The 11,958-nt window shown below is 69.0% G+C and carries 8 protein-coding genes; 5 read left to right on the forward strand and 3 right to left on the reverse strand.

Annotated features, from left to right (window positions below; translation table 11 throughout):
- Positions 1 to 47 precede the first annotated feature (47 nt).
- From smc to def, 5 genes are all read left to right on the forward strand, one after another.
- Positions 48 to 3,563, forward strand: a complete 3,516-nt coding sequence (gene smc / locus GXN78_RS26890) for a chromosome segregation protein SMC (protein ID WP_106558117.1) — start codon at positions 48 to 50, stop codon at positions 3,561 to 3,563.
- Entirely contained in the window at positions 3,560 to 4,657 is a 1,098-nt protein-coding gene (locus GXN78_RS26895) for a cell division protein ZipA C-terminal FtsZ-binding domain-containing protein (RefSeq protein WP_106558118.1), read from the forward strand. Before smc ends, GXN78_RS26895 begins: the two co-directional genes overlap by 4 nt.
- Before the next feature lie 27 nt (positions 4,658 to 4,684).
- Positions 4,685 to 6,772 carry an NAD-dependent DNA ligase LigA gene (gene ligA, locus GXN78_RS26900; RefSeq protein ID WP_106558119.1) on the forward strand — a complete coding sequence of 696 codons (2,088 nt, stop codon included), beginning with the start codon at positions 4,685 to 4,687 and terminating at the stop codon, positions 6,770 to 6,772.
- A 235-nt stretch (positions 6,773 to 7,007) separates the two neighbouring features.
- Positions 7,008 to 7,310, forward strand: a complete 303-nt coding sequence (locus GXN78_RS26905) for a hypothetical protein (RefSeq protein ID WP_239142939.1) — start codon at positions 7,008 to 7,010, stop codon at positions 7,308 to 7,310.
- A 37-nt stretch (positions 7,311 to 7,347) separates the two neighbouring features.
- The gene (gene def, locus GXN78_RS26910) at positions 7,348 to 7,887 is read left to right on the forward strand and encodes a peptide deformylase (RefSeq protein WP_106558120.1); all 540 of its coding nucleotides are present in this window, start codon (positions 7,348 to 7,350) and stop codon (positions 7,885 to 7,887) included.
- Positions 7,888 to 7,896: 9 nt separating this feature from the next.
- Here def and GXN78_RS26915 read toward each other — a convergent pair whose 3' ends face one another.
- The 3 genes from GXN78_RS26915 to map all read right to left on the reverse strand — a co-directional run bounded on the left by GXN78_RS26915 (position 7,897) and on the right by map (position 11,848).
- Entirely contained in the window at positions 7,897 to 8,301 is a 405-nt protein-coding gene (locus GXN78_RS26915) for a DoxX family protein (RefSeq protein ID WP_106558121.1), read from the reverse strand.
- A 104-nt stretch (positions 8,302 to 8,405) separates the two neighbouring features.
- Entirely contained in the window at positions 8,406 to 10,994 is a 2,589-nt protein-coding gene (locus tag GXN78_RS26920) for a [protein-PII] uridylyltransferase (protein ID WP_181360595.1), read from the reverse strand.
- A gap of 29 nt (positions 10,995 to 11,023) precedes the next feature.
- Complete coding sequence (gene map, locus GXN78_RS26925; RefSeq protein ID WP_106558122.1) at positions 11,024 to 11,848, reverse strand: type I methionyl aminopeptidase; 825 nt, start codon at positions 11,846 to 11,848, stop codon at positions 11,024 to 11,026.
- Positions 11,849 to 11,958: the final 110 nt, after the last annotated feature.

Genomic DNA, 11,958 nt, shown 5'->3' on the forward strand with positions numbered 1-11,958 from the left:
ATATTCCCTTACAAATCAATACCTTGGCAACCTAAGCCAAACCAGCCGTGCGTCTCAACTCGATCAAGCTCTCCGGCTTCAAGTCCTTCGCGGAACCCACCAATTTCCTTTTGCCCGGCCAGCTGGTGGGCGTGGTGGGCCCCAATGGCTGCGGCAAGTCGAACATCATGGATGCGGTGCGCTGGGTGCTCGGCGAATCGCGCGCCTCCGAGCTGCGTGGCGAGTCGATGCAGGACGTGATCTTCAACGGCACGACCACGCGCAAGCAGGCCAGCCGTTCGAGCGTGGAGCTGGTGTTCGACAACTCCGATCACCGCGCCGGCGGCCAGTGGTCGCAGTTTGCCGAGATCGCGGTCAAGCGGGTGCTGACGCGCGACGGCAATTCCAGCTACTTCATCAACAACCAGCTGGTGCGCCGGCGCGACGTGCAAGACGTGTTCCTGGGCACCGGCCTCGGCCCGCGCGCCTACGCGATCATCGGGCAGGGGACGATCAGCCGGATCATCGAATCCAAGCCCGAGGAGCTGCGCCTCTTCCTCGAAGAAGCCGCCGGCGTCTCCAAGTACAAGGAGCGCCGCCGCGAGACGGAGAACCGGCTCGGCGACACCCGCGAAAACCTGACCCGCGTCGAAGACATCCTGCGCGAGCTCGGCAGCAACCTGGAGCGGCTGGAGAAGCAGGCCGAGGTCGCGACGCGCTACAACACGCTGCAGGCCGACGCCACGCGCAAGCAGCACCAGCTGTGGTTCCTCAAGCGCAGCGAGAGCGAGGGCGACCAGTCCAAGGTCAAGGCCGATGGCGAGAAGGCGATCAACGACCTCGAAGCGCGCACGGCCGATCTGCGCCATGTCGAATCCGAGCTCGAGACCGTGCGCCAGGCCCACTACGCGGCCGGCGACCAGGTCAACCAGGCGCAGGGCAAGCTCTACGAGGCCAGCGCCGAGGTCGGCCGGCTGGAGGGCGAGATCCGCTTCGTGGTCGAGGGCCGCCAGCGGGTCGAGCAGCGTCTGGTGCAACTCGGCGAGCAGATCGCGCAATGGAACACGCGCCGCGAAGATGCCGAGGCCGAGATCGAGACGCTCGCCGGCCAGGGCGTGAATGCCGAGGAGCAGGCCGAGCTGCTGGCCGCGCAGCTCGAGGAGCATGACGCGCGGATTCCCAGCCTCGAAGAAGCGCAGCAACGCACGCAGGACGAGGCCAATGCCCAGCGCGCCAGCGTCTCGCAGGTGCAGCAGCAGATCCAGGTGCTGGCCGCCGACCAGCGCAACATCGAGGACCAGACCCGCCAGCTGACGCAGCGCGCCGAGCGCCTGCGCAGCGACCAGAACGCGCTCGCGGCGCCCGACGAGGCGCGGCTGCGCGACCTGCAGGAGCAGCTGGCCGCCGCGCAGGAAGCCGCCAGCGAAGCCGATGCGCGTCTGCACGAGCTGCAGGACGCCGTACCGCAACTCGACGAGGACCGCCGCGGCAAGCAGCAGGCCGTCAACACGGAGGGCGCGCGCCATGCCGAGCTGTCGGCCCGGCTCGAAGCGCTGAAGGCGCTGCAGGAGAAGGTCAAGACCGACGGCAAGCTCGCCCCCTGGCTGGCCAAGCACGGCCTCGAAGGCCTGCAGGGGCTGTGGAGCCGCATCCACATCGAGCAGGGCTGGGAGAACGCGCTCGAAGCCGCGCTGCGCGAGCGCCTGGGCGCGCTCGAAGTCAGCCGCCTCGACATGGTCCGCGCCTTCGGCGGCGATGCGCCTCCCGCCAAGCTGGCCTTCTACAGCCCGCCCACGGCCGCGGCGCCGCAGGCCCAGGGCGCGCTGCCGCGCCTCGCGGACCTGCTGCGCCTGGGCGACGCGGGCCAGCAGGCGCTGCTGTCCGGCTGGCTGCACGGCTGCTTCACGGCGCCGACGCTCGAAGAAGCACTGGCCCAGCGCGACAAGCTGCAGCCCGGCGAGGCGATCTACGTCCAGAGCGGCCATGCGGTCACCGCCCACGGCGTGAGCTTCTATGCGCAGGATTCCGAGCAGGCCGGCCTGCTGGCCCGCCAGCAGGAGATGGAAAACCTGGAGCGCCAGCTGCGCGCCCAGACGCTGATCAGCGAAGAGGCCCGCACCGCGCTGGCCCGTGCCGAGTCCGCCTACGGCGATGCGGCGCAGCGCCTGGTCACGGCGCGGCGCGAAGCGGCCGACACGCAGTCGCGCGCGCACGAGCTGCAGGTCGAGACGCTGCGCCTCACGCAGCTGGCCGAGCAGGCGCGCGTGCGCAGCGAGCAGCTGACCACCGACCTCGGCGAGGTCGAGGCGCAACTGGAAGAGCTGCAGGAAAAGCGCGTCGCTGCCGAAGGCCGCTTCGAGGAGCTGGACATGCAGCTGGCCGACAGCCAGGAGCGCCACGCCCAGCTCGACGAGCGCGTGATCGAGGCCGGCCGCGCCCTGTCCGCCAGCCGCGAGCAGCACCGCAGCCTGGAGCGCCAGGCGCAGGAGGCAGTCTTCGCGCAGCGCACGCTCGAAGCACGCCGCGCCGAGCTCAACCGCGCGATCGAGACGGCGACCCAGCAGGTCGTTTCGCTCGCTGAAGAAGACGAGCGCGCTCGCGTCGAGCTCGGCCGCCTGTCTGACGCTGCGGCCCAGGCCGGGCTGCAGGACGCGCTGTCCCTCAAGCTGGAACGCGAGACGGCGCTGGGCGCCACGCGCAGCCAGTACGACGACCTCACGCTCAAGCTGCGCGCCAGCGACGAGCGCCGCCTGCAGCTCGAGCGCGAGCTCGACCCGCTGCGCCAGCGCATCACGGAGTTGCAGCTGAAGGAGCAGGCCGCGCGCCTGGGCTTCGAGCAGTACCAGCAGCTGCTGACCGATGCCCAGGCCGACCTCGAGGCGGTCGCGCGGTCGATCGAGGACGACAAGGTCCGGCTGACCGGCCTGCAGTCCGAGATCGACCGCCTCAACCGCGAGGTTGCCGCGCTGGGTGCCGTCAACCTTGCCGCCCTCGACGAACTGACGGTCGCGCGCGAGCGCAAGACCTTCCTCGATGCCCAGTCGGCCGACCTCAACGAGGCCATCAACACGCTGGAGGATGCGATCCGCAAGATCGACGGCGAGACGCGCGAGCTGCTCGGCGGCACCTTCAAGATCGTCAACGAGCACTTCAGCCGGATGTTCCCGGAGCTCTTCGGCGGCGGCAACGCCAGGCTCATGATGACCGGCGACGAGATCCTCGATTCCGGCGTGCAGGTGATGGCGCAGCCGCCCGGCAAGAAGAACCAGACCATCCACCTGCTGTCGGGCGGCGAGAAGGCGCTGACCGCGATCGCACTGGTGTTCGCGATCTTCCAGCTGAATCCGGCGCCTTTCTGCCTGCTGGACGAAGTGGATGCGCCGCTGGACGACGCCAACACCGAGCGCTACGCCAAGCTGGTGACGGCGATGAGCCGCGAAACCCAGTTCCTCTTCATCAGCCACAACAAGATCGCGATGGAGATGGCCGAGCAGCTGATCGGCGTGACGATGCAGGAGCAGGGCGTCTCGCGCATCGTGGCGGTGGACATGGAATCTGCCGTATCGATGGCCGAGGCAGCATGAGCAATCTCTCGGTCGCGCTGGCGATCCTCGGCGGCCTCGTGCTGGCCACGGTGGTCGGCTACAACGCCTGGATGTCGCGCCGCAACGCGCCGCGCCAACCCGATGCGCCGGACGGCGCTGCGCCCGAAACGGCGCCGGCGCCCCTCCGCCGCGAGGAAGAGCCGGTGCTGCACGTGACCGGACATCCGGTCGCCGGCGCCGAGCGGCACGAGCCGCTGTTCGACCCCGACCTGCCCGCGCCCAGCGCGCTGCCGATCCCGACGGCCGACCGCCGTGGCGGGCTGGACCCGCTGATCGACGTGATCGCGCCCGTCACGCTGGAGGGCCTGGCCTCCGGCGACGCCGCCATCGCGGCCATGCCGGCCACGCGCCGCGCCGGCAGCAAGCCGGTGGCGATCGAAGGCCTCAATGAGCACACCGGCGAATGGGAACCGGCCGCGCCCGGCCAGCGCTACGGTGCCTTCCAGGCCGGCGTGCAGCTGGCCAACCGCACCGGTGCGCTCAACGAGATCGAGTACTCCGAGTTCGTGGTCAAGGCCCAGGCCTTCGCGGACGCGATCAACGGCGCGCCCGAGTTTCCCGAGATGCTCGACGAGGTGGCGCGGGCCCGCGAGCTCGACCAGTTCGCCAGTGCGCACGATGCCCAGCTGAGCTTCGTGCTGCGCGCGCTGCACGCCGCCTGGAGCCCGGGCTACGTGCAGCAGAATGCCGCGCGGCTGGGCTTCGTGGCCGGGATCATTCCGGGCCGCATGGTGCTGCCGGCGAGCGAGCTCGGGCTGCCGCCGATCCTGGGCCTGTCTTTCGACACGCAGGCCGCGCTGGCCGACGACCCGGCCCAGTCGGCCATTCGCGAGCTCACGCTGAGCCTGGATGTGCCCCAGGTCGACCGTAGCGAGCGCCCCTTCGCGCGCATGCGCGAAACGGCCGCGACGCTGGCGCGCGAGATGGACGGCGTCGTGACCGACAGCGACGGCCAGCTGCTGCGCGAGGAGACGATGGACGCGATCGGGGCCGATCTCGAGCAGCTCTACGACACCCTCGATTCGCGCGAGCTGTCGGCGGGTTCGCCGCTGGCCCGGCGCTTGTTCAGCTAAAAACGCGCTCTGATTCCGGAGATTTCCATGACCTCACGCGAGGAGGCGGCTCGCGAAGCCGCCGCACTGGGCGAGCAACTGCGCCGCCACGCCCATCTCTACTACGTGCTCGACGCGCCCGAGCTGCCCGACGCCGAGTACGACCGCCTGTTCCAGCGCCTGCAGGCGCTCGAAGCCGAACACCCCGAGCTGCGCACGCCCGACTCGCCCACGCAGCGCGTCGGCGGCAAGGCGCTGGAAGCCTTCGCCAAGGTGCGTCACAAGGTGCCGATGCTGTCCATCCGCACCGAAACCGACATCACGCCCGGTGGTGCCAGCGCCTTCGATGCGCGGGTGCGCCGCGAGCTGGGCCTGGCCGAGGATGCGCCGCAGGTCGAGTACGTGTGCGAGCTCAAGTTCGACGGCCTGGCCCTCAACCTGCGCTACGAGCAAGGCGTGCTGGTGCAGGCCGCCACCCGCGGCGACGGCGAGATCGGCGAGGACGTCACGCAGAGCATCCGCACGGTGCAGCAGATCCCGCTGCGTCTGCACGGCCAGGGCGCGGAGATTCCGCCGGTGGTGGAGGTGCGCGGCGAGGTCTATATGCGGCGCGACGACTTCGAGACGCTGAACGAGCGGCAGCGCGAGAAGATCGCCGCCGGGCAGAAGAACGAGAAGGTGTTCGTGAACCCGCGCAATGCCGCGGCCGGCGCGGTGCGCCAGCTCGATCCGGCGATCGCCGCGGCCCGGCCGCTGAGCTTCTTCGCCTACGGCCTCGGCGAGGTCACGCCGCCGGAGCAGGGCGGGCCCGCGCATGCCACGCAGTTCGACTGGCTGCAGCAGTTCCATGCGTGGGGCTTTCCGATCGGCACGCAGACGCAGCGCGCCCGCGGTGCCATTGAGCTGATCGCCTTCCACGAGACCATCGCGCGCCAGCGCGACGCGCTGCCCTACGACATCGACGGCGTGGTCTACAAGGTCGACAGCCTGGAGCTGCAGCGGCAGCTCGGCTTTGTCTCGCGCGAGCCGCGCTGGGCGGTGGCCCACAAGTACCCGGCGCAGGAGCAGCTGACCGAGGTGCTGGGCATCGAGGTGCAGGTGGGCCGCACCGGCAAGCTCACGCCGGTGGCCAAGCTGGCGCCCGTCTTCGTGGGCGGCGTCACCGTGACCAACGCCACGCTGCACAACGAGGACGAGGCCCGGCGCAAGGACGTGCGGGTGGGCGACACGGTGATCGTGCGGCGCGCCGGCGACGTGATTCCCGAGGTGGTGGGCGTCGTGCCCGAGAGCGCGGCGCGGCCGGCGGAGCAGCGCGGCCCGGTCTTCACCATGCCGCACAAGTGCCCCGTCTGCGGCTCCGACGCGCTGCGCGAGGAGGGCGAGGTCGACTACCGCTGCACCGGCGGCCTGTTCTGCGGCGCACAGCGCAAGGAGGCCATCTTGCATTTCGCGGCGCGGCGCGCGCTCGACATCGAAGGCCTGGGCGACAAGCTGGTCGAGCAGCTGGTGGACGGCCAGCTGATCCGCACGCTGCCCGATCTCTACAAGCTGGGCCTCACGACCCTGGCCGGGCTGGACCGCATGGCCGACAAGTCGGCGAAGAACCTGGTCGACGCCCTGGAAGCGTCGAAGAAGACCACGCTGCCGCGCTTCCTTTTCGGGCTGGGCATCCGCCACATCGGCGAAAGCACCGCCAAGGACCTGGCCAAGCACTTCGGCAAGCTCGACGCGATCATGGACGCGAGCGAGGAGCAACTGCTGGAGGTCAACGACGTCGGTCCGGTGGTCGCGCAGAGCCTGCGCACCTTTTTCGACCAGGCGCACAACCGCGAGGTGGTCGAGCAGCTGCGCGCCTGCGGCGTGAGCTGGGAAGAGGGCGAGCCGGCGGCGCGCGCGCCCAAGCCCCTCGCGGGCAAGACCTTCGTCATCACCGGCACCCTTCCTACGCTCAGCCGCGACGAGGCGAAGGAAAAACTGGAGGCAGCGGGCGCCAAAGTGGCCGGATCGGTCAGCAAGAAGACCGATTTCCTGGTGGCGGGCGCCGAGGCCGGCAGCAAGCTCGACAAGGCGACCGGGCTGGGGGTGGCCGTGATCGACGAGGCGCAGATGCTCGAGATCCTTGCCAACGGCCTTTGAGGTCTCGCCGAGCTTTACCGTGCGTTACGCAGCTTCATGCGATAGAAGTCAACAAGGTCTACAAGAGGACGTTGAACACATCAATACCGACCAGGAGTCCATCATGATCAAGAATCGCCGTCTATGGGGTGTTTGTGCCGTGCTCGGAGGCGCGGCGCTGCTCGGCGGCTGCGTGGCCGTGCCGGGAGGCTCCTACGGGTATTCCGAGCCCTATTACGCGGATCCGGGACCGGTCGTGGTCCAGCCGAACGTGTACATCGACGGCAGCTATGGCGGCGGTTATGGCGGCGGCTATTACTCCCGTCCGCGCTACCCCTATCCGTACTACGGGGGGCGCCCCGGCTATCACCCGCATCCGGGCTATCCGCGCGCCGGCTGGGGCGGGCGCCCGGCCGTCCCCGTACCCCCGCCGGCGCACGCCGGGCCGCGCAGCGGCGGCGGTGCAGGCGTCACGGTGCCGGTCCCGCCGGGTCGCAGCCCGCGCGAGATCAACCGCATGCTGAACTCGCCCGACTCGCGCACCCAGACGCCGCCCTGAGCCCGGGCGCGCGGACCGCGGTGGCGATAATGCCCGCATGACGGTACGCGAGATCCTCAAGATGGGCGACCCCCGGCTGCTGCGCATCGCGCAGCCGGTCGGCGCCTTCGACACCGACGAGCTGCACCTGCTGGTGCGGGACATGTTCGAGACCATGCACGCGGTGAACGGCGCCGGCCTCGCCGCGCCGCAAATCGGCGTCGACCAGCAGCTCGTCATCTTCGGCACCGACACCGTCAATCCGCGTTATCCGGACGCGCCGGCGGTGCCGCGCACGGTACTGATCAATCCCGTCATCACGCCCATCGGCGACGAGGAAGAAGAGGGTTGGGAAGGCTGCCTCTCGGTGCCCGGGCTGCGCGGTGTAGTGCCGCGCTTCGCCCATGTCCGCTACACCGGCTTCGACCCCTACGGCGACCCCATCGACCGCACGGTCAGCGGCTTTCATGCGCGTGTGGTGCAGCACGAGGTCGATCACCTGCTGGGCAAGCTCTATCCGATGCGGGTGCGCGATTTCTCGCGCTTCGGCTACACCGAGATCCTGTTTCCGGGTCTCGATGCGGCCGAAGACGAGTAGCCCGGACGATCAGTTGTAGCGGCCGCCCGTGCCGCCGACGCTGAAGCGGCCGGCACCCATGAAGGCCACGGCCAGCGCGCTGAAGAGGAACAGGCCCTGCAGCTCCAGCTCCCAGCCGCCCTGCTTGTTGAGCATACCGATCTGCTTCATGTGCACCAGCCAGATCGCGACCAGCATATTGATGACCACGATCCATGCGGCCGGCCGCGTGTAGAGGCCGATGATCAGCAGCACCGGCGCGACGATCTCGCCGACATAGACCAGGTAAGCCAGGGCGCCCGGCAGGCCATGCGCAGTCAGCATGCTGGCCGCGAAGCCCACGCCGCCGTTGATCTTGGCGATGCCATGCAGCAGCATCAGGATGCCCAGGGCCAAGCGGAGGATGAGTTTGCCGGTGTCGTCGGAACGGATCATGTTCGAAAGCCTTTCTGTTGTTAAAAAAACAGGGGCGATTGTGGTCGATTCCGCGCGCGTCTTCCTGACCGTCCTCTGACGGCCTGGGGAGACTCCCAGGCCGCTCAGGCCGCCAGCGCTTCGAGCAGCTCGGTCTCGATCGCCGCCTGCGTGCGCTGGCCCTGCAACTCGGGCCCGCTGATCAGGAAGGTGTCGTCCACGCGCTCGCCCAGGGTCGTGATCTTGGCGAGCTGCAGGTTCAGGTGATGGCGCGCGAGCACGCGCGCCACCGAGTACAGCAGGCCCACGCGGTCGCTGGCCGAGATGTTGAGCAGCCAGCGCTGCGCCTTCTCGTCGGGCAGGAGGCTGACCCGCGGCTTGATCGGGAAGCTGCGCACCCGGCGCGACACCCGGCCCTTGCTGGGCGAGGGCAGGGGGCCGGCCTCGTCCAGCGTCTTGGCGAGGCCGGTCTCGACCATGCTGATCAGGTCGCGGTAGTGCTCGGGGATGAAGGTGGTGACGACCTGGAAAGTGTCCAGCGCATAGCCGTTGGTGGTGGTGTGCACCTTGGCGTCGAGGATGCTGAAGGAGGACTGGTCGAAGTAGCCGCAGATGCGCGCAAACAGGTCGGGCTGGTCGGGCGTGTAGACCACCACCTGCAGTCCTTCGCCCACCGGCGAGAGCCGGGCACGCACCATGGCCGGCGCAAGCGGGTCGATCGGCACGTTCCTCGGCGGCACGTGCCGCGACAGCTGCTTGGTGTGCCAGGCGATCTCGGAGGCGTCGTGGCGCATGAAGTAGCCGACGTCGAGCGTCTCCCACAGCGCCTTGTGGGCCTCGAAGGGCTGCGCATGCAGCGCCAGCTGCACCAGCGCCTCGCGCTTGCGCGCCTCCACCTCGGCGCCGGGGTCGGGCATGCGGCCGCCCAGGGCGCGCAGCGTCGAGCGGTAGAGGTCTTCGAGCAGCTTGCCCTTCCAGGCGTTCCACACGCGCGGGGAGGTGCCGCGGATGTCGGCGATGGTGAGCAGGTAGAGCGCCGTCAGGTAGCGCTCGTTGCCCACGCGCTGCGCGAAACGGGCGATCACCTCCGGGTCGCTCAGGTCCTGCTTCTGCGCGACCTGGCTCATCACCAGGTGCTCGGACACCAGGAACTCGATCAGCCGCGCGTCCTCGCGCGGGATCTCGTGCTGGCGGCAGAAGCGCCGCACGTCGCGCGAGCCCAGCTCCGAATGGTCGCCGCCGCGGCCCTTGGCGATGTCGTGGAACAGCGCCGCGACGTAGAGGATCCAGGGCTTGTCCCAGCCGCCCGCGAGCTGCGAGCAGAAGGGGTATTCGTGCGCATGCTCGACGATGAAGAAGCGCCGCACGTTGCGCAGCACCATCAGGATGTGCTGGTCGACCGTGTAGACGTGGAACAGGTCGTGCTGCATCTGCCCGACGATGCTGCGGAACACCCGCAGGTAGCGGCCCAGCACCGAGGTCTGGTTCATCAGCCTGAAGGCGTGCGTGATGCCGCGCGGCTCCAGCAGGATGCGCATGAAGGTCGCGTGGTTCACGCGGTCGTTGCGGAACTTGCTGTCCATCACGTGGCGGGCGTTGTAGAGCGCGCGCAGCGTGCGCGCCGACAGGCCGTTGACGCCGATGGTCTTCTGGAAGAGCAAAAAGGTTTCGAGGATGGCGTGCGGGTCCTTGAGGTACAGGTCGTCGCTCGCGACCTCGATCAGGCCGCCCTTCTCGAAGAAGCGGTCGTTGATGCGGGTGGCCTGCTCCTCCTGCGGATTGAGCCGGTCGGCGATGTTGAGCAGCAGGATCTGGTTGAGCTGCGTCACCGCCTTGGCCGCCCAGTAGTAGCGGCGCATCAGCGCCTCGCTCGACTTTCGCTGCGACTCGCCGACATAGCCGAAGGTGGCCGCCACGGCCGTCTGCAGGTCGAACACCAGGCGGTCCTCGCGCCGGTTGGCGATCAGGTGCAGGCGGGCGCGGATCAGGCTGAGCAAGGCCTCGTTGCGCTTGATCTGCTGCACCTCGAAGGCGGTGGCCAGGCCGTTCTTCGCCAGGTCGTCCCAGCGCCTGCCGAAGCCCCCCGCCTTGGCCACCCAGAGGATGATCTGCAGGTCGCGCAGCCCGCCGGGCGATTCCTTGCAGTTGGGCTCCAGCGCGTAGGGCGTGTTCTCGTACTTCTGGTGCCGGTGCCGCATCTCCTGCGTCTTGGCGGCGAAGAAGGCGTGCGGGTCGATGTCGGCGAGGAAGCTCTTGCGGAAGGCCGCGTAGAGCTTCTTGTCGCCGGCGACCAGGCGGGATTCGAGCAGCGAGGTCTGGACCGTGACGTCCTTGGCGGCTTCGGCCAGGCATTCGTCCACCGTGCGCACGCTGGAGCCGATCTCGAGGCCCACGTCCCAGCAATGGCCGATGAAGGCCTCGATGCGTGACGGGTCGACATCGGTCGCATGGTCCTGCGGCAGCAGCAGCAGCACGTCGACGTCGGAAAAAGGGAACAGCTCGCCGCGCCCGAAGCCGCCGACCGCGACCAGCGCCAGCCGGTTGCCGAAGCCGGCGTCGGCCCACAGCGCATTGAGCGCCTCGTCGGCCAGGGCGGCGAGCTGGCGCAGCACGGTGTGGACGCTGCGCGTGGGGGCGCGCGCGCTGCGCGCCTGGTCGTACAGCGCCTGCTTGTGCGTGCGGTAGGCGTCGCGTAGCGAAGGGATGTCCACCATGGCAGCCTCTCGAAGGCCGGCGGGCGGCATCAAGCCGAAGTAGTGGCGAAGGCGGGCGGCGGCGGGCTGCCGGCCGAGAGCGTGAGCACCTCGTAGCCGGTCTCGGTCACCAGCACCGTGTGCTCCCACTGGGCCGACAGCGAGTGGTCGCGCGTGACGATGGTCCAGCCGTCGTACTGGCCGCCCCGGGCGTCTTCCTTGATGTCGCGCTTGCCGGCGTTGATCATCGGCTCGATGGTGAAGGTCATGCCGGGCTTGAGCTCGTCCAGCGTGCCGGGCTTGCCGTAGTGCAGCACCTGCGGCTCCTCGTGGAAGCCGCGGCCGATGCCGTGGCCGCAGAACTCGCGCACCACCGAGAAGCCGTTGCTCTCGGCGAAGCGCTGGATGGCGAAGCCGATGTCGCCCAGGTGCACGCCCGGCTTCACCTTGACGATGCCGTGCCACATGGCCTCGTAGGTGAAGGCGCACAGGCGCTTGGCCGCGATCGAGGCGTCGCCGACGACGAACATGCGGCTGGTGTCGCCATGCCAGCCGTCCTTGATGACCGTGACGTCGAGGTTGACGATGTCGCCCTTCTTGAGCGGCTTGTCGTTCGGGATGCCATGGCACACCACGTGGTTGACCGAGGTGCAGATGGACTTGGGGTAGGGCACGCTGGAGGCGCCCATGTAGTTGAGGGGGGCGGGAATGCCGCCCTGCACCTGCGTGATGTAGTCGTGCGCGAGCTTGTCGATCTCGTTGGTGGTCACGCCGGGCTTGACGTGCGGGGTCAGGTAATCCAGCACCTCGGAAGCGAGGCGGCATGCAATGCGCATGCCGGCCACGCCCTCGGCGTCTTTGTAGGTGATGCTCATGGGCCCGAATTATCCCATTCGGCCCGTTAAAATTGCGGGCTTGGCGCGGATGGCCCCAGTCAGCGGCCGCCGCCTACATTCCCCTGGTTTCCAACGCGGCCCGCCGGCCC

Source organism: Variovorax sp. WS11 (assembly GCF_010499245.1).
Taxonomy (GTDB): Bacteria; Pseudomonadota; Gammaproteobacteria; order Burkholderiales; family Burkholderiaceae_C; genus Variovorax.